Source organism: Burkholderia pyrrocinia (assembly GCF_001028665.1).
Taxonomy (GTDB): Bacteria; Pseudomonadota; Gammaproteobacteria; order Burkholderiales; family Burkholderiaceae; genus Burkholderia; species Burkholderia pyrrocinia.
The window spans coordinates 3069246-3093868 of sequence record NZ_CP011503.1; the positions used below are offsets into that span (position 1 = coordinate 3069246).

Here is a 24623-nt window from a genome sequence, read left to right on the forward strand (position 1 = left end):
GAACGGGCCGCGTAAATATTTAGCGGCGCGTGCAAAAAAGATGGCCACGCATGCTTTGAGCGCAAAACGGTAAAAAATCGGCCGCGCCGTTCGTCACACCAGTGAAGCCGCCCCAAGCGGCCCCGAGACTTGGCCGAAGCGGCCGGACCGAAGGACTTCACGCACATGACGAGTTTCCCGATTGCGCTGCATCACCGAATCCGCGAACTGGCGCGCGTCGCGCCCGACGCGCCCGCCATCGCGGTACCTTTCCAGAACGATTTGCGCCTGTCGCGCGGCGCGCTCGACGCGCGTGCGTCGCGGCTGGCCCGGCAACTGCGCGCGGCCGGCGTCGGCGCGGAAGTGCGGGTCGGCGTCTGCGTCGAGCGTTCGTGCGAGCTGTTCGTCGCGCTGCTGGCCGTGCTGAAGGCGGGCGGCGTGTTCGTGCCGCTCGATCCGCGTCATCCGGCCGCGCGCCTCGACTGGATCGTCCAGGATGCGCAACTGCGGCACGGCATCGTCGACGCAGCCGGCCGTGCGGCGCTCGGCACGCCGTTCGAACAGGCGTTCGACGCGGCTGCCGAAACGGCGGACGAGCAAGACATTGCTGCCGATGACGAAGACGTGCCCGTGCACCCGCGTTCGGCCGCCTACATGATCTATACGTCGGGCTCGACCGGCACGCCGAAGGCGGTCGTCGTCGAGCACGGGCCGCTCGCCGCGCACTGCGACGCGCTCGCGGCAGCGCTGCCGATCGAGGCCGGCGACCGTCTGCTGCATTTCGCATCGGTCAATTTCGACGCCGCTCATGAGTGCTGGCTCGCGCCGCTCGCGATCGGCGCCAGTATCGTCGTGGCGCCGCCGCAGCCGTTCGCGCCCGACGCCGCGCATGCGCTGCTGGTGCGCGAATCGGTCAACGTCGCCGCATTTCCGCCTGCATACCTGCGCGAATTCGCGGCTGTCGCCGCGCGCGACGGCGTGCCGCCGGCATTGCGCGTACTCGCGTTCGGCGGCGAAGCGCTGCCGCAGCAGGCATTCGAACTCGTGTGCCGCACGTTCCCGTCGGTGCGCCTGATCAACGGCTACGGGCCGACCGAGGCCGTGATCTCGCCGATGCTGTGGCCGGTCGAACCGGGCGAGACGCCCGTGCTGGCCGCCGATGACGCGTATGCGTCGCTGCCGATCGGCCGCGTGATCGGCCCGCGCGTCGCGCGTGTCGACGGCGAGTCGCGCGAAGGCGGCGAGCTGCTGCTCGGCGGCGTCTGTATCGCGCGCGGCTATCACGGCCGTCCGGCGCTGACGGCCGAACGCTTCATTCCCGATCCGGACGGCGAGCCCGGCGCGCGTGTCTACCGCACGGGCGATCTCGCACGCCTGCGCGACGATGGAGCGTTCGACTATCTCGGCCGTCTCGACGATCAGGTCCAGGTGCGCGGCGTGCGCGTGGAGCCCGCGGAAATCGCTGCGTGCCTGCGCTCGCATCCGGCCGTGGCCGATGCGGCCGTGGTTGCCGAAACCGGCAACGGGCCGACGCGGCTGATCGCGTGCGTCGCGCTGCGCGCGGCGGCCGACGATGCAGCGCTGAAGGCGCACGTGGGAGCGTTATTGCCGGCGGCATGGCAGCCGCACCGGTTCGTACGCTGCGATGCGCTGCCGTATACGTTGAATGGCAAGGTCGATCGCGCCGCGCTGCGCGAGCGGATTGCCGCCGCGCGCGACACGACGCAAGGTGCCGGCGACGCGCCGCGCACGCAGACCGAGCAGCAACTCGCCGGCCTCTGGCAAACGCTGCTCGGCCTCGACGCCGCGCCGTCGCGCGACGACCATTTCTTTGCGCTGGGCGCCGATTCGCTCGCCGCGATGCAGTTGCAGGCCGCGATTCGCGCCGCTTGGCGTGTGAACCTGCGGCTCGATACGCTGTTCGCCGATCCGGCGCTCGCCGAACTGGCCGAAACGGTCGATCGTTCGGAACGCGAGACCGGCGAACCGCTGGCCGTCATTTCCGCACGCCGAGCGACGGCCGATGCAGCCGCATCGGGCGCGCCGCATGTCGACCGTGCGGCATCGCTCGCGCAGCAACGTTTCTGGGTGCTCGCGCAAACGCGCGATGCGAGCGCCGCATATCACATCGCCGCGCACTGGACGATCGACGGCGCGCTCGATCGCGACGCGCTGCAGCGTGCGCTCGATCACTTGATCGGCCGGCACGAAGCGTGGCGCACGACGCTCGTCGACAATGACGACGGCATCGTGATGCAGCGGATTCATGCGCATCTGCCGGTGTCGATCGCCGACTTCGACCTGCGCGACCAGCCGCCGGCCGCGCGCGACGCGCAAGCCGCACGGCTCGCCGAGCGCGATGCGGCCGAACCGTTCGACCTCGCACGCGGCCCGCTGCTGCGCGCGACGCTCGTCGCGCTCGCCGACGATCGTCACCGCCTGCTGCTGACCGCGCATCATGCGATCACCGACGGCTGGAGTTCGCGCTGCGCGTTCGACGAACTGTCGGCCGCGTACCGCGCGTATGCCGAAGGCCGCGAGCCGTCGTTGCCCGATCTGCCGATCCAGTACGCCGACTACGCGGACTGGCAGCGCGACATGCTGGCCGGCGGCGAGGGCGAACGTCAGCTCGACTACTGGCGCGGCGCATTGCGCGACGTGCCGGGCCCGATCGCGCTGCCGGTCGATCGTCAGCCGGGCGCCGCGCGCACGCTGCAGGGCGCGCGCGTGTCGGTGCGCCTGCCCGACGCGGTTGCGGCCGACGTACGGCAACTCGCACGCGACGCGCAGGCCACCGTCTTCACGGTGCTGCTGGCTGCGCTCGACGCATGGCTGTCGCGCCTGACCGGCGAAACGGACGTCGTCGTCGCGGTGCCGGTCGCGCATCGCCAGCGGCCTGAAACGCGCGCGCTGCTGGGGTTGTTCCTGAATACGGTCGCGCTGCGCGTGCGCGTGGCGCCGACGCTGCCGTTCCGCACGCTCGTCGACGCGGCGCGCACGGCGGCGCTCGACGCGGTCGCGCACCAGGACGTGCCGTTCGAGCGTGTCGTCGATGCGGTGAAGCCGCCGGTCAAGCGCGGCGACGAATGGCTGCGCGTGAAATTCGCGCAGCAGTTCGACGCGCGGCACGACAGCGTGCTGCCGGGCGCGACGGCGGTCGCGACGCCGGGGCCCGATCTGGCCGCGCGCTTCGACTTCGCGCTGGATTTCACCGACGACGCGAACGGGATCGAACTGGTCGCGGCCTATGCGACCGACTGCATCGACGCCGATACCGCACGCGCGTGGCTCGACAGCTATGCGGCGCTCGTCGGCGCGGCCGCGCACGATCCGCACCGCACGACGGCAGCGCTGCCGTGCGACGCATCGGCCGCAGCGCGCCAGCCGCGCGACGGCCGTGCGCTGCGTGTCGAACATGCCGACATCGTCGCCGCATTCGCGCGGCAGGCGGCCGCGTATCCGCATCGCGTCGCGCTCGACGATGCGTCGGCGTCGCTGACGTTCGCCGAACTCGACGACGCGTCGAACCGCATCGCGCATGCGCTGAAGCAGCGTGGCGCGACGGCAGAAGCACCGGTCGTCATCTGCATCGAACGGTCCGCACGCTTCGTCGTCGGCCTGCTCGGTGCGTTGAAGGCCGGTGCGCTCGCCGTGTTGCTCGATCCCGCGCAACCTGCCGCACGACTCGCCGCGGCGGCAGCCGACTGCGGCGCACGCTGGGCGCTCGTCGCGGAGACGGCCGCATGGCCCGCCGGCATCGACGCAAAACCGCTCGACGTCGATACTCTCGCACAGGACGCGACGCTCGCCCATGCGGCCGGCGTGCGCGTTGCGCCGCATCCGGAACAGGGCGCGTACCTGATCTATACGTCGGGTTCGACCGGTACGCCGAAGGGCGTCGTCGTGTCGCACGGCGCACTGGCCGACTACGTGCAGGGGATGCTCGACGAACTCGCGTTCGCACCGGACGCGTCGTTCGCGATGGTGTCGACCGTTGCCGCCGATCTCGGCCACACGACGCTGTTCGGCGCGTTGTGCGCGGGCCGCACGCTGCACCTGCTGCCGGCCGCATGCGCGTTCGATCCGGACCTGTTCGCGGACGAGATGCGCCGCCGCGACGTCGGCGTGCTGAAGATCGTGCCGAGCCACCTGCAGGCGCTGCTCGACGCGCGCGTGCCGGCCGACGTGCTGCCGCGCCACGCGCTCGTGACGGGCGGCGAAACGCTCACGTGGGCGCTCGTGGCGCGCCTGGCCGCGCTCGCGCCGGCCTGCCGCGTGATCAACCATTACGGGCCGACCGAAGCGACGGTCGGCGCGATCGCGTGCGACACGGCGTCGATCGCCGCCGATGCGCGCGATCCCGCGAGCGGCGTGCCGCTCGGCCTGCCGCTGCCGAACGCGCGCGCGCTCGTGCTCGACGCGTTCGGCGCATGCGTGCCGGCCGGTGCGACGGGCGAGCTGTATCTGGGCGGGCCGGGCGTCGCGCGCGGTTACCTCGGGCGTCCGGCGCAGACCGCCGAACGCTTCGTGCCCGATCCGTTCACGCCCGGCGCGCGGCTGTATCGCACCGGCGACCGCGTGCGCTTGCGCGCGGACGGCCGTCTCGCGTTCCTCGGCCGCATCGACGACCAGGTGAAGATTCGCGGCTACCGCGTCGAACCGGGCGAGGTGAGTGCGGCCGTGCGCGCGGCCGGCCCGGTCGCACAGGCCGAAACGCTCACGATCGAGCACGACGGCCGCCTGCGTCTTGCGACCTTCGTCGTGATGCGCGACGGTGCGGCGTTCGACGAGGCCGCCATGCGCGCGGCGCTCGCCGCGAAGCTGCCCGACTACATGGTGCCCGCGCAGTTCGTCGCGCTCGCGCGCCTGCCGGTGACCGCTAACGGCAAGATCGATCGCGCGGCGTTACGCGAACTGGCGGCCGCGCCGGTTGCAATCGCGTCCGGCGATGCGCCGCAGGGCGCGGTCGAAACGGTGCTCGCCGAAGTCTGGCAGGCCGTGCTGAAGGCGCCGCAGGTCGGCCGCGACGACAACTTCTTCGAACTCGGCGGCGATTCGATTCTCGTGCTGCAGGTGATCGCCCGTGCGCGCAAGCGTGGCGTGCGCTTCACGCCGAAGCAACTGTTCGACGGTCCGACGGTGGCCGAACTCGCACGCATCGCGAAAACCGAAGACGTGACCGCTGCTGCTCAGCCTGCCATCGCAGCCGTAGTGGCGACGCCCGCTGCTTCGCCAATCCTGACGCCCGCGCAGCAACGCTTCTTCGCGCTCGACGTCCCGCAGCGCGGCCACTGGAACCAGTCGGTCGCGTTCGACGTGCGCGGGCCGTTCGACGCGGACGCGTTCGCGCGCGCATTCGATGCGTTGCTGACGCATCACGACGTGTTCCGCCAGCGCTTCGCGCGCGGCACTGACGGTACGTGGCGCGCCAGCGATGCCGCGAAGCCGTACGATGCGCTGCCGTTCGTCGAAGTCGCCGCACGCGACGACGCCGACGCGCTCGCGCGCTTCGACGCGTTGCAGCGCCGTCTCGACCTCGGTCGTGGGCCGCTCGCCTGCGCGTGCGCGGCACGGCTGCCGGACGGTTCGACGCAGCTCTATCTCGCGATTCACCACGCGATCGTCGACGGCGTATCGTGGCGCATCCTGCTTGACGACCTTGACTCGGCATACCGCGCCGCATGTGAACGCACGCCGGTCCGGCTGTCGCAGCCGGGCCTGCGTGCGGACGCGTGGGCCGCACGGCTCGCGCGCGCCGCGACGGAACCGGAATCGCCGTTCGCGGCCGAGGCCGCGTACTGGGCCGCGATGGCGCAGGGCGACGACCTCGTGCCCGATCACCCCGACGCGGCGGCGACGAATGCCGATGCAGCCGTCGTCGTGCAGACGATCGACGCGGCATTGACGCGCGCGGCGCTGACCGATGCGCATGCGGCGTATCGCACGCAGATGATCGAACTGCTGGGCGCGGCGCTCGCGCTGGCACTGGCCGGCGTGCGCGGCTCGGCATCGTGCCGCATCGAACTGGAAGGGCATGGCCGCGAGGCGCTGTTCGACGATGCGGACGCGAGCCGCACGATCGGCTGGCTGACGAGCCACTACCCGGTGACGTTGCCGGTCGAAGCGACCGCGAGCGACACGCTGTGCGCGGTCAAGGACACGCTGCGCGCGGTGCCGCACAAGGGGCTCGGCTTCGGCGTGCTCGTGCACTACGGCGATGCGGCGACGCGCGCGGCGTTGGCCGCCGTGCCGCGCCCGCGCGTCACGTTCAACTATCTCGGCCAGTTCGACGCGCCGCGCGACGCAACGCTCGTGCCGCGTTTCGGCGGCACCGGCGTCGAACGCGACCGCCAAGGGCCGCTCGGCAACACGCTCGCGATTCACGCGTACCTCGATACGGACCGGGACGGCGCGCGCACGCTGAAAGTGCACTGGGTCTATGGCGCGCCGCAGTTCGAGCGCGCAACGATCGACGCGTTCGCCGAACGCTTCGCGGCCGCGCTGCGCGAGCTGGTCGACGCATGTGCGTCACGCGTCGCGCATCGCGGCGGCGGCGCGACGCCGGGCGATTTCCCGCTCGCGCAGGCCGCCGGTCTCACGCAAGCAGCGATCGAACGCACGCCGCTCGACTGGCGCGCGATCGACGACGTGTATCCGTTGTCGCCGATGCAGCAGGGCATCCTGTTCCATGCGCTGTTCGCGCCGGGCCACGCGAGCTACGTGAACCAGCTCGTCGCGACCGCGACCGCGCTCGATGCCGACCGCCTCGCAGCTGCGTTCGACGCGTCCGTCGCACGCCACGACATCCTGCGCACGAGCGTGATGCCCGACGAAGCCGCGCCGCTGCAGTGCGTGCATCGCCACGCACACATGCCGGTCGAACAGCTCGACTGGCGCACGCGCGGCGACACGCTCGACGCCGATTTCGACGCATGGCTCGCGGCCGACCGCGCACGCGGGTTCGACTGGCGCGAGCCGCCGCTGATGCGGCTCACGCTGATCCGCGTGACGGACGATGCATGGCGCGTCGTATGGACGCGTCACCACGTGCTGCTCGACGGCTGGAGCACCGCACGCCTGCTCGCCGACGTGCTGCGCGACTATCGCGATCCGGACGCCGTGTCGCCGTTCGCGAGCCGCCCGGCGCTGCGCTATCGCGACTTCATCGCGTGGCTCGGTACGCGCGACCGCGATGCCGACGAACGCTTCTGGACCGACCGCCTCGCGCGGCTCGACGCGCCGACGCTGATCGCGGAACGCACGGCGGACCGCGCGGACGCCGACATGGTCACGTGGCGCGCGACGATCGATGCGGACGCGCTGACGCGCGTCGCGCAGACGGCGCGCGCACTGAAGCTGACCGTCAACACGCTGGTGCAGGGCGCGTGGGCGCTCGCGCTGCAGCGGATGACGCACCAGCCGGCCGTCGCGTTCGGCGCGACCGTCGCGGGCCGCCCCGATGCGCTCGCGGACGTCGACACGGTACTCGGTCTGTTCATCAACACGCTGCCGGTGATCACCGCGCCCGCGCCGCAGCAACGCGCGGCCGACTGGCTGCAAACGCTGCAGCGCGAGAACGCGGCCGCCGCCGAGCATGCGCACACGCCGCTTGCCGACATCCAGCGCTGGGCGCGCGGCGCGGGCGGCGCACTGTTCGACACGCTGGTCGTGTTCGAGAACTACCCGGTGGACGACACTGCGCGCGACGCAGATCCGCGCGCGCTTGCGCTGAGCGGCGTGCGCAGCATCGAAGCGACCGATTTCGCGCTGACGCTCGTGATCGAGAGCGGTGCCGAACTGACGATCGACTACGGCTACGACACCGCGCGCATCGATGCGCGGCAGGTCGAGACCTGGCACCGTGCATTCGCGTGCGCGCTCGATGCGCTGGCCCGCACGCCGGATGCGCTGCTCGGCGCGCTGTCGATCGCAGACGCCGCAACCCGCGACGCACTGGCGCTTGCGCAGGACACGGCGCGCTCATGGCCGGCTTCGCAACGGCAGCCGCTGCATCTGCAGTTCGTCGATGCGGCGCACGCGACGCCCGACGCGATCGCGCTCGAATACGCGGACGTTCACGGCGGCGTGCATCGCGCGACCTATCGCGAACTCGACATCGGCACGTCGCGCATCGCGGCCGCGCTGCGCCGGCGCGGCGTACGGCCCGACACGCCGGTCGCGCTGTGCGTCGAGCGGTCGTTCGACATGGTGATGGCGCTCGTCGGCGTGCTGAAGGCTGGTGCCGCGTACCTGCCGATCGATCCCGACTATCCGGCCGAGCGCATCGCATACCTGCTGCGCGATGCGCGGCCGGCCGTCGCGATCACGCAGGCCCATCTGCGCGAACAGGTCGAGGCCGCGCTTGGCGACGGTGCCGCGACGCAGTTGCTGACGGTTGCGGACCTGCTCGCCGATGAAGCGGGGCAACGTGAGGAAGCGCCCGCAGGCGTCGCCATCGACGACGCGCAACTCGCCTACCTGATCTACACGTCGGGCTCGACCGGCAAGCCGAAGGGCGCCGGCAACACGCACGGCGCGCTCGCGAACCGGATCGCGTGGATGCAGCACGCATACCGTCTGACGCGCGACGACGTCGTACTGCACAAGACGCCGTTCGGCTTCGATGTGTCGGTCTGGGAATTCGTGTGGCCGCTGGCGATCGGCGCGAAGCTCGCGATCGCCGCGCCCGGCGACCATCGCGATCCGGCGCGTCTCGCTGCCGCGATCCATGCGCACGGCGTGACGGTGCTGCATTTCGTGCCGTCGATGCTCGCCGCATTCGCCGCGTATCTCGACGATTTCTCGGCCGCCGCGCAATGCGACAGCGTGCGCCTGATCGTCGCGAGCGGCGAGGCGCTGGCGCCCGAACTCGTCGCGAAGGTGGCGCGGCTGCTGCCGAACACGACGCTCGTGAACCTGTACGGGCCGACCGAAGCCGCGATCGACGTGTCGCACTGGACCTGCGGCCCCGACGATGCGCATGCGGTCGCAGTGCCGATCGGTCATCCGATCGCGAACCTGCAACTGCACGTGCTCGATGCCGCATGGCAACCGGTGCCGGCCGGCGCGACCGGCGAACTGTATCTCGCGGGCGCGGGCCTGGCGCGCGGTTATCTCGGCCGCCCGGCGCTGACCGCCGATCGTTTCGTGCCCGATCCATTCGTGCCGGGCGCGCGCATGTACCGCACGGGCGACCTCGCACGCCGGCGCGCCGACGGCGCGCTCGACTATCTCGGCCGCGTCGACACGCAGGTGAAGCTGCGCGGCCAGCGGATCGAGCCGGGCGAGATCGAGGCGCTGCTGCGCGCGGCGCCTGGCGTGAACGATGCGGTCGTGATCGTGCGCGACGAGCAACTGGTCGGTTATGTCGCCCGCGGCGACGCGGGCCCGCTCGACCGCACGGCGCTGCTCGACGCATTGCGTGCGCAACTCCCGGCCTACATGGTGCCGTCGCAACTGATCGAACTCGACGCATTGCCCGTCACGCCGAACGGCAAGTGCGACCGTCATGCGTTGCCCGCGCCGGTGCGCGAAGCGGCTGAAGCCGTCGAACTCGCGACCGATACCGAACGTGCGCTCGCGGAGATCTGGCAACGCGTGCTGCACGTCGACGCGATCGGCCGCGACGGCGATTTCTTCCTGCTCGGCGGCCATTCGCTGCTCGCGACGCAGGCCCACGCGCAGGCGAACCTGCACTGGGGGCTCGCGCTGCCGCTGCGCACGCTGTTCGACACGCGCACGCTCGCGCGCTGCGCGGAAGCGATCGACGCGGCCTGCGCGGCACGTGGCGCGACCGATGCGGCGAGCGCGATCGACGCGCTGCTCGGCGAACTGGAAACTCAATAAGGACGACGGATGACGAAGGTTCAACCCGACTGGCTCGCGCTCGCGACGCGTTTCGCGCAACTGCCCGACGCGCAGCGCGCGGTCTTCATCGACAAGCTCGGCGCGGCCGGCATCGACTTCCGCGTGCTGCCGATTCCGCCGCGCACGCCGCGCAGCGACCGTGTGCCGGCATCGTTCGCGCAGACGCGGCTGTGGCTGCATGCACGCCTGATCGATGCGCCCGACGCTTATCACATCACCGAGCGGCTGGCGCTGACGGGCCCGCTGGACGCGCATGCGCTGCGTCTTGCTTGCGATGCGCTGATCGCGCGCCACGAAGCATTGCGCACGACTTTCGACGAAGCGCAGGACGGTGTCGCGCAAACGATCCACGCGCCGTTGCGTTGCCCGTGGCGCGAAACTGATCTCGAAGCGTTGCCGGCCGCGCAGCGCACCGCGCGCGCGGAGGCCGTCGCGACGGCCGACGAAGCCGAGCCGTTCGATCTCGGCGCGGCGCCGCTCGTGCGCGCGCACCTGGTCCGCTTCGACGCGACGCATCACTGGCTCGCGCTGACCGTGCACCACATCGTGTCGGACGGCTGGTCGTCGGGCGTGATGCTGGAAGAGCTCGCGGCGTTCTACCACGCGTATGCTTCCGACAAGCCGGTGGCGCTCGCGCCGCTGCCAATCCAGTACGCCGACTACGCGCTGTGGCAGCGCCGCTGGCTCGACGCCGGCGAACGCGATCGCCAGCTTGCGTTCTGGCGCGAACGGCTCGATCCGCAGCGCGGCGTGCTGACGCTGCCAGGTGCGGCCGCCCGACCGGCGCGCCGCAGTGCGCGCGGTGCGCGCCATGTGTTTTCGCTCGACGCGCGCATCGGTGCGCAACTGCGTGCGTTCGCGACCGCGTCGGGCGCGACGCCGTTCGCGGTGCTGCTCGCCGCGCTCGATGCGCTGCTCGCGCGTGCGACCGGCGATGCGCGGATTTGCGTCGGCGTGCCGGCCGCGAATCGCGAACGCGCGGAAGTCGCCGGCCTGATCGGGTTCTTCGTCAACACGCTCGCAATTGACGTAGACGTGCCCGCGCACGGCGATTTCTCGTCGCTGGTCGCGCGCACGCAGCGCGCGCTCGTCGACGCGCAGATGCACCAGGACGTGCCGTTCGAGCAGGTGGTCGATGCGCTCGGCGTGCCGCGCAGCGCGAGCCACCATCCGCTGTTCCAGGTAATGGCCGCGTATGGCGAGCGCCGCGCGCTGCCGGCGCTCGGCGCGGCATCGGCCGCGTTGCTGCCGTCCGGCACGCCTTCCGCGAAATTCGATCTCACGCTCGCCGTCGAGGCAACGCCCGACGGTACGTTCGACGCCGCGTTCATCTACGCGCTCGACCTGTTCGACGCCGACGCAATCGCGCGACTGGCCGCGCGCTTCGTCACGCTGCTCGCCGATGCGCTCGCGCGCCCCGACATGCCGGTCGGCGATCTCGACTGGCTGCCCGCCGACGAGCGCGCGCAGCTCTTTGCGTGGAACGCGCCGGCAGGCGCGACCGAAGCCGAACCGTTCGTGCCCGTGCATGCGCGCATCGCCGCGCATGCGCATGCGCGGCCCGACGCACGCGGCGTCGCCGATATCGATCGCGCGCTGACGCGCGGCGAAGTCGATGCACGCGCGGCGCACCTGGCGCGTCATCTCGTTGCGGCCGGCGTGCGGCCCGAGATGCGCGTCGGCGTCGCGCTGCAGCGCTCGGTCGACCTGCTCGTCGCGCTGATCGCGGTGCTGAAGTCCGGTGCCGCGTTCGTGCCGCTCGATCCGGCCCACCCGCGCGAACGGCTCGCGCAGATCGTCGGCGACGCGAACATTGCGCACGTGCTGACCGACGGCGCAAGCGTCGCGTCGTTGCCCGAACTGCCGGAACTGCGCGTGTGGCGCGCCGATGAAATCGATGCACTCGACGAAGCCGCGGACGTCGCGCTGCCGGACGTGCTGCCCGGTCATGCCGCCTATGCGATCTACACGTCGGGCTCGACCGGCAAGCCGAAGGGCGTGATCGTCGACCATGCGTCGTTCGCGCTGCATTGCGCGGCAATTGCCGAGCGCTACGGCGCGGGCGAGCAGGACGTGTTCCTGCTGTTCCAGTCGGTCAACTTCGACGGCGCGCACGAAGGCTGGTTTTCGCAATACATGTCGGGCGCCGCCGTGTCGGTGACGGCCGACGTGCTGTGGCCGCCCGCGCAGACCTGCGCGATGATGGTCCGCGACGGCGTGACGATGACCTACGTGCCGCCCGGCTGCGCCGCGCAGCTCGCCGAATGGGCGCTCGCGCACGGCGCACCGCCGACGCTGCGTTCGCTGACCGTCGGCGGCGAGGCGACGTCGCGCGAGGCGTTCGCGATGCTGCGCCGCGCGCTGCCGAAGGTGCGCGTGGTCAACGGCTACGGCCCGACCGAGACGGTCATCACGCCGACGCTGTGGATGTTCCGGCCCGGCGACGATCTCGCGAAGCTCGGCGACGCCGCGTATCTGCCGATCGGCACGCTGGTCGGCGCACGCACCGCGCACGTGCTCGACGAGCGGCTGCATCCGCTGCCGGTCGGCGTGATCGGCGAACTATATTTGGGCGGCGAGGGGATCGGCGTCGCGCGCGGTTATCTCGACCGTCCGGCGCTGACCGCCGAGCGTTTCGTGCCCGATCCGTACGGCGCGCCGGGCGCGCGTTTGTACCGCACCGGCGACCTGGTGCGGCGCCGCGCGGACGGCGTGTTCGACTTCATCGGCCGTGTCGATCATCAGGTGAAGCTGCGCGGGCTGCGCATCGAACTCGGCGAAATCGAGGCGCAGCTTGCCGCGCACGATGCGGTGCGCGAAGCGTGCGCGGTCGTGCACGGGCAGGGCGCGCTTGCGCAGCTCGTCGCGTACGTCGAACTGACCGCCGACGCACAGGCGGCCGCGCAGCCCGTCGAAGCCGCGACGCTCGACGCGCACCTGCGTCGCACGCTGCCCGACTACATGGTGCCCGCGCAACTGATCGTGCTCGACGCGCTGCCACGAAATGCGAACAGCAAGGTCGACCGCGCGCGGCTACCGGCGCCCGTGCGCGTCGAACGTGCGTACGAGGCGCCGCACGACGGCGATGAAACCGCGCTTGCCGCGATCTGGTGCGACGTGCTGAATCTCGAGCGCGTCGGCCGCGGCGATCACTTCTTCGATCTCGGCGGCCATTCGCTTGCCGCGGTGCGCGTCGCGACGCGCGTGGCCGAACGGCTCGGCCGCGACGTGCCGGTGCGCGCGCTGTTCGAGGCGCCCGTGCTCGCGCAGTACGCGCTGCAGGTGGCCGACGCGCCGCGCGCTGCGCATGCCGGCGCTGCGGCGCCGGGCGTCGCGGTGGCCAAACCCGACGCAAACGGCGTGTGGCCGCTGTCGCCCGCACAGCTCGGCCTGTGGTTCCTGTGGCGCGCGCAGCCGGACAGCGCCGCGTACAACATTCCGGTCGCGCTGCGCGTGCGCGGCCCGCTCGACATCGATGCGCTGCGCGCCGCGTTCTCCGATGTGGCGGCCGTGCATCCGGCGCTGCGTGCGCGACTCGTCGCTCGCGACGGCGCGCTGCCGGGCCAGCGGATCGACGCGGCTGAGCCGGTCGCGCTGCCGGTCGTCGACCTGTCGGCGCGACCCGATGCGCTTGCCCGCGCGTCGGCACTGACCGACGACGATGCGCTCGCGCCGTTCGACCTTGGCGCCGATGCGCCGCTGTGGCGCGCACGCGTGCTGCGGCTCGGCACGGACGACCACGTGTTGTCGGTGACGATCCATCACATCGTGTCGGATGGCGAATCGATCGAGCTGTGGCTCGATGCGGTTCGTGCGCGCTATGTCGCTCGTGTACGAGGCGACGCCGTGCCGGCAGAAGAGGCCGCCCGACTGGCCGCCCAACCGGTCGTACCGCTCGTGCTGCCCGCGCCGTGCCATCCGGCCCGCGTCGCGTACTGGCGTGACGCGCTGGCCGATCTGCCGTCGCGCGTGCTGCCGCAGCGCGCCGATGCGCCGGCCGCGCCGCAATGGCGCGCGGCACGCATCCCGTTGGAATTCGACACGTCGCTGATCCGCGCCGCACGCGACGCCGCGTCGGCCTCGCACGCGACGCTGCCGATGCTGCTGCACGCGGCGCTCAACACCGCGCTGTTCCGCGCGACAGGCGCGGCCGACCAGCCGGTCGGCGTACTCGCGTCGACGCGCGAGCTGACGGGCGACGCGGCACGCGATGCGCTCGGCCTGTTCATCAATTCGGTCGTCGTGCGCACGCGGATCGACCCGGCCGCGCGCCGCACGGACGTGCTCGCACAGGTGCGCGACACGGCGCTCGCCGCGTATGCGCATGCCGACGTGCCGTTCGCCGACGTCGTCGCGGCGCTGCGCGCGCCGCGTACCGCACAGGGCAATCCGCTGTTCCAGGTGATGTTCAACTACCTGCGCCCGACGGGCGCGGCCGCACGCGACTGGGCCGGCCTGTCGCTTGCCGAATTCCACGACGTGCGCCATCGCGTCGTGTTCACGCTCGAGTTGGACGTCGTCGAGCATCCGGACGGCCGCGTGAGCGCCGCGTTTTCGTATGCGGACGAACTGCTCGACCGCGGCTTCATCGATGCGCTGGTCGATGTCTATCACGACGAAGTCGCGCGCTTTGCCGGCGCGTCGGAAACGGCGCTCGGTGCACCCGATACGCGTGCCGTCGCGCGCGCGAACTTCATTGCACGAGCAAGCTCGGAAGCACCGGCCGACGCGCCGTCGCACGCGGTTGCCGCGCTCGCGGCGCTGTGGTCGGACACGTTCGCGACGGCCGCGCCCGAGCCCGGCGCGAACCTGTTCGAAGCCGGCGCGACGTCGTTCGACGTCGTGCGTTTCGTCGACGCGGCGGGCCGTGCCGGTCATGCGCTGACGGTCGCCGACGTGTTCGCGTCGCCGACGCTCGCGGCGCTCGGCGCGCGGCTCGACGCACGCGCGGAAACAGGACAGGAGGAACGCCATGCTGGCTGAAGTGCGTCCGGACGGATTCACGATGCCCGATTCGTGCCGCCTCGCGTTCGCGGACGGCCTGTTTGCCGCGCGCGACGGCACGGAGATTCGCGTCGCGCAGGGCGTCGGCATCGGCGCGCAGTTGCTGCGCGCGCAACTTGCCGACGACGGCACGCTGCGCCTCGTCGCGTACAACCATCGCGCGGCGCCTGCCGACCAGCGACGCGCGCTGCTGGCCGCGCTGTCCGCGGCGTTTTCGGACGGCGCACACCATGCGGCGATCCGGCTCGACCCGGCCGCGTGGCCGGCGGTCGCGCTCGATGCGCTGCGCGCGAGCGGCGTGCTCGCCGACGGCGGCCGCTGCATGCGCGACGGCTGGGCGCAGCAGGCCGATCTGTGGCTCGGCGGCACGCACCTGCCGTGCGCGACGCTGCCGATGCTCACCGACGGCCGGCGTCATCCGCGCCGGCCGCCGGCACCGCGCGGCGACGTCTACGCACGCGACCTGCCGGCGCTCGGCGTGCGCTTCACGCTGCGCGGCTGGCAGCCGGCGGAAGATGCCGGGCGGCTCGCGCGCTGGTTCGACGCGCCGCGCGTGCGCGACGGCTGGCCGGGCACGCAGCCCGGCGCGGACGGCGCCGCACCCGACGCCGATCCGCACGTGACGCCGCTCGTCGGCTGTTTCGACGGCGAGCCGTTCGCGTACTTCGAGGCGGTCTGGCTGAAGGAGGACGCGCTCGCGCCGCACGTCGCGGCGCGCGACTACGACCGCGGGCTGCGGATGCTGGTCGGCGAGTCGCGCTGGCGCGGCCCGCATTGCGTGGCGGGCTGGCTGCCGTCCGTCGTTCATTACCTGTTTCTCGACGACCCGCGTACCGAAGCGGTCGGCTGTGCCGTTCCGGCCGGCCACGCGCGGGTTGCCGACCATCTCGCGCGGCATGGCTTCGCGCGGCAGCGCCGTCTCGCGCTGGCCGACGCGCAGCCGCTGTGGATGCGCACGCTGCGCGAGACGTTCTTCTCCGGCCGTCACGTCTGACGGGCCGGAATCACTGACAAGGGACCTGAGACATGCAGAGAGAAACCGTATTCGACCTGATCGGCGTCGGCTTCGGGCCGTCGAATCTGGCGCTGGCCATTCGCCTCGCGGAGCGCAGCGGCGCACGCACGTTCGCCCATTGCTTCGTCGAGCGCCAGCCGGAATTCGGCTGGCATCGCGGGATGCTGCTCGACGATTGCCGGATGCAGATCTCGTTTCTGAAGGATCTCGTCACGATGCGCGATCCGAAAAGCCGCTACACGTTCATCAACTACCTGTTCGAACGCGGCCGGCTGAACGAATTCGTCAACCTGAAGAACTTCTATCCGACCCGCGTCGAATTCCACGACTACCTGAGCTGGGTCGCCGATGCGTTCGACGATCGCGTTCATTACAGCGAGACCGTGCTGGCGATCGAGCCGGTGCACGGCGACGGCGCGCGAATCGATGCGCTGCGCGTGCTGTCGCGCGACGTCGCAGGCCACGAGCGCCAGCGTGTCACGCGCGCGCTGTCGGTCGGCGTCGGCGGCACGCCGGCAGTTCCGGATGCGTTCGCCGCGCTCGGCCGCGACCGCGTGATCCATTCGTCGTCGTATCTGACCGACATCGACCGGCTCGTCGCGGCGCCGGACGGCGAGCGCCGCCGCGTCGCGGTGATCGGCGCGGGGCAGAGCGCGGCCGAGGTGTTCATCGATCTCGCACGCCGCTTCCCGCACGTCGACGCGAGCCTCGTGATGCGCGCCGGGGCGCTGAAGCCCGCCGACGACAGCCCGTTCGTCAACGAGATCTTCAGCCCGGAGTTCACCGATGTCGTCTATGCGCAGCCGCACGACGCGCGCCGCGCGCTGCTCGAACGCTATCGCGATACGAACTACGCGGTGGTCGACCGGCCGCTGATCGAGCAGATCTACGAAATGCTGTACCTGCAGCGCATCGACGGCACGCCGCGTCATGCGCTGCTCGCGAACAGCGCGATCGAGGCGGCGGTGCGCACCGGCGACGGCCGCATCGAGCTGACGCTGCGCGACCGGATGAGCGGCGCCACGCGCGTCGAGCGCTTCGACGCGCTCGTGCTCGCGACCGGCTATCGCCGCGACACGCATTCCGCGCTGCTCGAAGGGCTCGCGCCGCACCTGGGCGATGCGCTCACGCGCGGCGACGTGACGCGCGACTACCTGCTCGCGACGCCCGAGCACTTCGCGCCGCGCATCTACCTGCAAGGCTGCTGCGAAGACAGCCACGGATTGTCCGACACGCTGCTGTCGGTACTGGCGCGCCGCGCGGACGAGATCTGCGCATCGCTCGAAGACGGGATCGCGCCCGCCCATGACGATGGCGCGGCCCGGGCACCGCACGAAAAACGACAGGAAAACGGGGTGAGCGCGGGCCGGATGGCTTTCGCTCTTTGACAAAGGCGCGGTCGGAGACCGCATGAAAAAAGTGGAGCAGAGAAAGATGGAGTGGGCAACAGGCACGCGTTTGCGTGCGATCGCAGCCGCGGCGAGCGTGGCGTTCGGTGCGGCTGCGGGGCAGGTTTACGCCCAGACGACGCCGGCCGTCAACGCTGGCGCCGCGGCGTCGGCCAGCAGTGCGCAGAACGGCGTGGCGGCGAGTGCGGCGGCCAGTGCGTCGACCGGCGCGCAGAATGGCTCGCCGAACGGCACGCTGCCGGCGATCACCGTCAACGCGGCCTCGGAAGGCGACGGCACGGTCGGGCTCGTCGCGAAGCGCAGCAGGACCGGCACGAAGACCGACACGCCGATCAACGAGATCCCGCAGACGATCAACGTCGTCACCGCACAGCAGATCGAGATGACCGGTGCGACCGACGTGAACGCGGCGCTGCGCTACGTGCCGGGCTTCTCGTCGTACGGTTCGGACAACCGTTCGGACTGGTACGCGGCGCTGCGCGGCTTCACGCCGACCGCCTACGTGAACGGGCTGCAGGTGCCGAACACGATCAACCTCGCGAGCTGGCGCGTCGATCCGTACATGATCGATAGCATCAACGTGCTGCGCGGGCCGACGTCGGTGCTGTACGGCGCGGGCGACCCCGGCGCGATCATCGACGTGCAGACCAAGCTCGCCGACGGCGAGCGCGTGCGCGAAGCCGGGGTGCAGATCGGCAACTACGCGCGCAAGCAGTTCATGATCGACGTCGGCGACAAGCTCGATGCCGACGGCAAGTACGCGTACCGCTTCGTCGGCGTCGCGCGCGACGGCAATGCGCTGACGGGCCCGAACAACGACCAGCGCGTCGCGCTCGCGCCGTCGTTCCGCTGGCGCCCGAACGCGGATACGTCGCTGACGCTGTCCGCGACCTACCTGCAGGACTGGGGCGACATCTCGTCGAACTTCCTGCCCGCGCAGGGCACGGTGCTGCCGAACCCGAACGGGCAGATCGACAAGGACGTCTACGAAGGCGACCCGAACTTCAACTACTACCGCAAGAAGCAGTGGTCGGTCGGTTACCAGTTCGAGCAGAACCTGACTTCGGCGTGGAAGTTCCGGCAGAACGTGCGCCTGATGCACCTGTCGCTCGACAACGGCTCGGTGTTCGGCAACGGCTTCGTCGACGGCAGCACGACCGACGTGTCGCGCTGGGCCGGCGTGTTCCAGATGAACTACAGCCGCTTCGACATCGACAACAACGTGGAAGGCCGCTTCGCGACGGGCCCGCTCCAGCACACGCTGCTGCTCGGCTTCCAGTACAACCGCCAGACCGCGACCGACAGCGAATGGCTCGCCGCGGCGCCGCCGCTGAACATCTACAACCCGGTCTACCTGCCGGTCACGACGGCGGTGTTCGATCCGGCGTCGACGTTCCGCACCAACACGTACACGACGCTGAACACGTTCGGCCTGTACGCGCAGGACCAGATCAAGTGGAACCGCTGGACGCTGACGCTCGGCGGTCGCGAAGACTGGGTCAACATGCGGATGGACGATCGCGCGGGCGGCACGTCGACGAAGGCGGACGTGACGGCATTCACCGGCCGCGTCGGCCTCACTTACCAGGGCGATTACGGGCTGTCGCCGTACGTCAGCTACGCGACGTCGTTCAACCCGCTGATCGGCGTGAACCTGCTCGGCGGCGGGCTGCCGCAGCCGACGCGCGGCAAGCAGATCGAGGCCGGCCTGCGCTGGCAGCCGCCCGGCAAGAACCTGATGCTGAACGCGGCGATCTACCAGATCAACCAGACCAACGGGATCACGCCGGCGCTGCCGAGTCAGGACAATACCGGCACGAAGTCGGTGCAGACCGGTGAAGTGCGTTCGCGCGGGATCGAGCTGAGCGCGACCGGCAAGCTCACGCGGAACCTGTCGCTGATCGCGTCGTATGTGTACCAGGACGTGAAGAACGTGAAGGCGAACGACGTGTCGCTGAACAACTGGCCGGTCGACATTCCGCGCCCGCGCCAGATGGCGTCGCTGTGGGCCGACTGGACGTGGCACACCGGGCCGCTCGCGGGCTTCGGCCTCGGCGGCGGCGTTCGCTACCAGAGCGCGTCGGCCGGTGCGGCCGACAACTCGCTGACGGTATCGAGCGTCACGGTGTTCGACGCGGGCGTGCATTACGACACGCGTAACTGGCGCTTCGCCGTGAACGGGACGAACCTGGCCAACCGCCACTACATCAGCGGTTGCCAGTCGGCCAACGTCTGCGTGTTCGGCACCGACCGCACGGTGATCGCGACCGCGAAATACAACTGGTGACGTCGCGCGCCGCGGCCTGCCGACCTTCGTGGCCGGCGCGGATCGGCCGCGGCGCCTTCGTCCGCTTTTTCCACGACGTATCCATGCCGAAGAAAAATCTCGTCTACATCCAGTCGCTGCGCAACGGCGCGGCCGATCGCGCCGGCCAGCCGGTCGCTTATCAGGGCGGCACGCGCTACATGAAGGCACCGCTCGAATTCCTCGTCGAGCGCCTGAACGACTCGCCGCTCGGCGAGCGCTACACGCTCAAGGGCGTGATCGTCGACGACGACGACGGTTCGCCGGCCGACCGCGCGAAGGTGGCCGACTACGGCTTCGCGCGCACGCCGGGCCGGCCGTGGATCCTGCCGGACGGGTTGACGGTGCAGGGCCGGCCGGTCGACGAACTGTTCTGCTCGATACCGTCGACGTACCGGCGGCTGCCGCGCGACGCGCGCGAGCGCGTGGCAGGCAAACAGGCGTTCGAGCGCCGCCTGCTCGAGCGCCTGCTCGAACTCGACGCCGACGTCGTCGTGCTCGACGGGCTGCTCGTGATCCTCGACGAACTCGTGCGGCCCGGCGCGCGCTTTCACCGGCGCATCGCGAATATCCACCCGGGCATCACGGCCGACGATTCGCCGTACCAGCGGCGCGGCGCGTGGGCGACGCTCGACGCGCTGCACGGCGCGCGCGGCGAACGGGTCGACTGGGCGAGCGGCGCGACGTCGTCCGTCGAGCCCGTGACGATGACGGGCGCGTCGTTCCACTACGTCGACAACGGCATCGATTCCGGCGAGGTGATCTGCGACGTGCTCGACACGCCGATCGCGCCGGACGACACGATTCTCGAACTGCGCTGGAACAACTTCCAGCGCAGCCTGTTTCCGGCACTCGAGCGGGGGCTTCACGTCCTCGCCGACCGCCACGACGCGGGAGCACTGTGATGGAAGACACGCTGACGAAGCCGGCTGGCGCCGCTGATGCCGTCGAAGGCGAGGTGGCGGTTGCGCTCGACGGTGTCGCGCACGGCCACGCGGCGCAGGTCGTCGAGCACACGCTCGACGCATGGCATCCCGACGACTCGCCGGACGTACTGCTCGATGCGTTCGTCGAGCTGTTCAACACCGATACGCGGCACGACGCGGCAACGATCTCGGTGCCGCTCGGCGGCGCCAGTGCGGCGGCCGTCGAGTCGTACGTCGCGCGCGCGGTGCGCGAAGGCGTGATCGACGGCGCGCAGGTCGCCGGCGACACGCTGCGCCTGAACGTGTCGCGCACGACGTTCTGGCAGAACGGGCGGCCGTGGCTGAAGGCGCCCGCATCGGGCGGGATGCCGCTGCGCTACGCGATCACGAACGGCCACCGGCACCCGGTGCGGCCGCCGTCGCCGGCCGGCGAGATCTATGCGCGCACCATGCCGCAGGTCGGGATGACGTTCAGCCTGCGCACCGTCGATATCGACGCGCACGCGGACCTGTTCAGCGGCTGGATGAACCTCGATCGCGTCGCGCAGTTCTGGGACCAGCGCGGCACGCGCGACGAGCATGCGGCGTATCTCGCCGAGCGGCTCGCCGATCCGCACATGCATCCGATGATCGGCTATTTCGACGACACGCCGTTCGGTTATTTCGAGTTCTACTGGGCGAAGGAGGACCGCCTCGCGCCGTTCTACGACGCGCACGACTACGATCGCGGGCTGCACCTGCTGATCGGCGATTCGCGCTTCCAGAGCGCGGGCAAGCTGCATGCGTGGTGGAGCGGGGTGCTGCACTACATGTTCGTCGACGAACCGCGCACGCAGCGGCTCGTCGGCGAGCCGCGCGTCGATCACGTGCGACATATTGCGTACATGCACCGGCTCGGGTTCTACACGCTGAAGGAATTCGACTTCCCGCACAAGCGCGCGGCGCTCACCGTGATCGAGCGCGACACATTCTTCGACACTTTCCGGTTGCCGTGACGGGGCGGGCGCGCAGCGTCGGTGCGACGTTGCGCGCGACCGTGCATCGCGCGTGCATCGGCCGTCCGGGATATGGACTGCGCGGCCCGCGTCGTGAAGAATGGATCGCTCTCCTCATCGACGACAGGCCGGCAGCATGACAAAAACACCCGCGACAGCGTGGGGCGCGACGTCCGATTCGCCTCCCCTCAAATTGACATATGCAAACATATGTCTAGAATGGGCGCATCGTACTCTCATGGAGTGGCTCATGCGCACCGTTTCCATTTTCAAGAACGCCCGTAACCAGGCAATCCGCATCCCGAAGGACATGGAGTTCGAGGGTGTGACGGAACTCGAGATCCGCCGCGAGGGCGACACGCTGCTGCTGCGCCCCGTGCGCCCCACGTGGCTGTCGTTCGCGAACGAACCTCTGGCCGACGCCGATTTCCTCGCCGAACGCCCGGCCGTCATCGAGTCCGGCCGTTTCGACCTGTCCGGCGATGCCGGCGCGCCGACGGAGTCCGGCCGGTGACCACGCTCTACATGCTCGATACGAACATTTGTTCGTTCATCATGCGCGAGCGGCCGCCCGTGGTGCTGTCGCGGCTGCAGTCGTGCGTGAACGCGCAGCACCGGATCGTCGTGTCGGCGATTACCTATGCCGAGATGCGGTTCGGGGCCGTCGGCAGGAAGGCGTCGCCGAAGCATGCGGAACTCGTGACGGCCTTTGTTTCGCGGCTGGACGGTGTGCTGTCGTGGGATACGGCGGCCGTCGATGCAACGGCCGCGATTCGCGCGGATCTCGCCGCGCGCGGCACGCCGATCGGTGCGAACGATGCGTCGATCGCCGGGCATGCAATCGCGGCCGGCGCGGTGCTCGTCACGAACAACGGGCGGGAATTCGGCCGCGTCGCCGGATTGTCGCTCGAAGACTGGGCGGCCTGAGCGCAGTGCCGCGAAAGCGCGATGACGTTGCTGCTTCGCAGCGGCGCATCACGCGTGCGGCGCTGGCGGATCAACGAGAAAGGCGTGGCGGAACGCGTCGAGATACCGGTCGGCGTCATCGATGAATTCTCCCGGCAACAGCGCGAACGCACGTGCCAGCAGATCCTGGCCGAGCGCCGCGTAAGTCGCTTCGTCGGACAACAGCGCGCGGATGGCGTCGCGCGTTTGCGGCGAAGCAATCCGCTTCGCATCCCGCGCGAGCAGCGCGGCGGCGGCGATGCCAGGCTGGAACGCATGTGTCTCGAGCAGGTCCGGCGCGGCATCCCAGATGCGTTCGCGGTTGCCGGCATCGTGAAAATTGCGCAGCAGGAACAGCAGGTCGTACGCGTCGCTGTTCTGGCGCGCGCGCCGGTCCTTCCATGCGAGCAACTTCAGCAACGCGAGCGCCGGCAGGCTGGCCACAGGCACCACGGTGCGCGCATCGATCGACACCGGCTGCGCCGTGTCGACCGCTTCCTGGAACCCGAGCACGTTCAGCACGAATTCGCCGCCCGGCGGCCACGCGATCTCGCCCGGCGGCGTTTCGAGCGGCCCGAACGGCACGAGATCGAGCTCGGTGCGAAAACCGTGCGTTCCGGTTTCGAACAGCAGTTTCTGCTGCTGTTTCGGCGCGCGCATGAATTGCCCGGTCGCGACGAGCGCATCGACGAGCTGCTCGTGAAACGGCCAGCTCACCGCGCACACCGCAACGTCGACGTCCCGCGTCGCGCGCACCGGCCGGATGCCATAGACATGCCACATCAGGATGTCGCGCGCGGTTGCGCCGGCGACGACGAAGCCCGCATCGAGGCGTGCGCAGGCCAGGCCGACCGCGTGCAGCAGCGCGACCGCGGCGGGCTCGAGCGGCCGGCGTGCATCGACTTCAAGCGGGCGGGTGGGCGAGGTATCGGTCATGGATCCGTTCGGCGGCGGCAAGATTGCGGCTGTCCCCGGACGAGACGAGATCCGCGTAGATCAGCAGTGGCGGTACGAGCGGCACATCCTGCTCGCGCCAGTCGAGCGCAGGCGAGCGCGGCCAGAACGCTTCGAGGATTTCGACGTCGCCGCGCTCGTCCGGACGCAGCCGGGCCTGGAGCAGCAGGCGGTTCGGCACCGCGCCGTGCGTATAGACGGTGATCGCGGCCGGCTTCAGGTCGTGCGTCAGCAGGTCGGCCGCCGGCTCGCCGCCGAGCCGTGCATCGAACGATGCAAAATCGAAACCGCGCCACCAGTCGGGCGCGAGGCCGGCAAACCGGCGGCTCGACAGCTTTGCGCGCAAGCGGCTCGGGTACAGCGCGACCCATTCCTGCACGAAGCGCGGCCAGTCGGGAATCAGGCGCTCGCCGTTGCGGCGCTGCCCGACGAGGCCGCGCGCGATCAGATCGTCCATCGCGAGATTGACGGTGCCGAGCGCAACGCCCGACGCGGCGGCGATTCCCCGATACGGTTGCGCGACGAGGCCCGGCTGCGTCGCGAGCGCGAACATCACGGCCAGCCCCTTCGGCGTCGTCGCACGCGACGACTGCCGGCGCGGTGCGCGTGCGGGCTTCGGCCGGCCCGCGATCATCACGGTCGCCTCCGGCTGAATCAGGCATGCGTTGCCTGCGGTGTCGAGAAACGGAATGCCCTGGTCGGTCAGGCCGGCGGCCAGTTCGGCCGAAAGATACGGCGCGATCAGCATCAGCGGCCGCTCGCCGGTCATCTGGGCAGCGCCGCCGCGGCGGCGCAATTCCGCGAGCGCGCCCGGCAGCGATTCGACGCGCAGGCTCACGGCGACCGGCATCTCGAATGCCTGCCCGGCAACGTCGAAGCGGATCATCGCGTCGGCATGCGCGTTGTACGCGGCCGGCACTCGCACGGGCCGCGCCCTGAAGCGCCGGGTCGCGCGTTCGAATGCGGCGCAGGCTTCGTCGAGCACATGCTGTTCCGACATCGGGAGGGGGGCGTTCTCGGGCATCAGAGGCGATCGTTTGTTCACTCCTTTGTCAGCGTACACAAAAAATGTACAGACGTCAAAAAGTGAACAAGAATTCACAAGCCTTTGATGTGTAGACGATATTTCAGATGTCTGAGCAGCCATCGCCGGACCTTCATGCACGGGAAATCGATGCGGAGCGCACAGTTTCACGTGTCCGGATCGTGTGTGGCAGTCGTCCG

11 protein-coding genes are annotated in these 24623 nt (G+C 70.4%); 9 read left to right on the forward strand and 2 right to left on the reverse strand.

The genetic code is table 11. The annotated features are described in order from the left end of the window. Positions 1-165: 165 nt before the first annotated feature. The 9 genes from ABD05_RS14020 to ABD05_RS14060 all read left to right on the forward strand — a co-directional run bounded on the left by ABD05_RS14020 (position 166) and on the right by ABD05_RS14060 (position 22427). Entirely contained in the window at positions 166-9825 is a 9660-nt protein-coding gene (locus ABD05_RS14020; protein WP_047901210.1) for a non-ribosomal peptide synthetase, read from the forward strand. A 9-nt stretch (positions 9826-9834) separates the two neighbouring features. Beyond that, positions 9835-14829, forward strand: coding sequence for a non-ribosomal peptide synthetase (locus tag ABD05_RS14025; protein ID WP_047900642.1), 4995 nt, complete (start codon positions 9835-9837; stop codon positions 14827-14829). After that, positions 14819-15844 (forward strand): GNAT family N-acetyltransferase, encoded by a 1026-nt coding sequence (locus ABD05_RS14030; RefSeq protein ID WP_047900643.1) that lies wholly within the window; start codon positions 14819-14821, stop codon positions 15842-15844. The genes ABD05_RS14025 and ABD05_RS14030 overlap by 11 nt, the downstream gene beginning before the upstream one ends. A 32-nt stretch (positions 15845-15876) precedes the next feature. Then, positions 15877-17253, forward strand: coding sequence for a lysine N(6)-hydroxylase/L-ornithine N(5)-oxygenase family protein (locus ABD05_RS14035; RefSeq protein WP_047900644.1), 1377 nt, complete (start codon positions 15877-15879; stop codon positions 17251-17253). 46 nt (positions 17254-17299) lie between these two features. After that, positions 17300-19561: a TonB-dependent siderophore receptor gene (locus ABD05_RS14040; protein WP_476577967.1), complete on the forward strand. Its 2262-nt coding sequence runs from the start codon at positions 17300-17302 to the stop codon at positions 19559-19561. A gap of 83 nt (positions 19562-19644) precedes the next feature. After that, a complete protein-coding gene (locus ABD05_RS14045; protein ID WP_047901211.1) occupies positions 19645-20484 on the forward strand; it encodes a formyltransferase family protein in 840 nt (279 codons plus the stop codon). Next, the gene (locus tag ABD05_RS14050) at positions 20484-21500 is read left to right on the forward strand and encodes a GNAT family N-acetyltransferase (protein ID WP_047900646.1); all 1017 of its coding nucleotides are present in this window, start codon (positions 20484-20486) and stop codon (positions 21498-21500) included. The genes ABD05_RS14045 and ABD05_RS14050 overlap by 1 nt, the downstream gene beginning before the upstream one ends. A 250-nt stretch (positions 21501-21750) precedes the next feature. Then, the gene (gene vapB / locus ABD05_RS14055) at positions 21751-22014 is read left to right on the forward strand and encodes a type II toxin-antitoxin system VapB family antitoxin (protein WP_047901212.1); all 264 of its coding nucleotides are present in this window, start codon (positions 21751-21753) and stop codon (positions 22012-22014) included. Then, a complete protein-coding gene (locus ABD05_RS14060) occupies positions 22011-22427 on the forward strand; it encodes a PIN domain-containing protein (RefSeq protein ID WP_027787436.1) in 417 nt (138 codons plus the stop codon). Before vapB ends, ABD05_RS14060 begins: the two co-directional genes overlap by 4 nt. 48 nt (positions 22428-22475) lie before the next feature. Here the strand turns inward: ABD05_RS14060 and ABD05_RS14065 are convergent, their stop codons facing one another. Then, the gene (locus ABD05_RS14065; protein ID WP_047900647.1) at positions 22476-23381 is read right to left on the reverse strand and encodes a nucleotidyl transferase AbiEii/AbiGii toxin family protein; all 906 of its coding nucleotides are present in this window, start codon (positions 23379-23381) and stop codon (positions 22476-22478) included. Further along, positions 23350-24423 carry a type IV toxin-antitoxin system AbiEi family antitoxin gene (locus ABD05_RS14070; protein ID WP_047900648.1) on the reverse strand — a complete coding sequence of 358 codons (1074 nt, stop codon included), beginning with the start codon at positions 24421-24423 and terminating at the stop codon, positions 23350-23352. Before ABD05_RS14070 ends, ABD05_RS14065 begins: the two co-directional genes overlap by 32 nt. Positions 24424-24623: the final 200 nt, after the last annotated feature.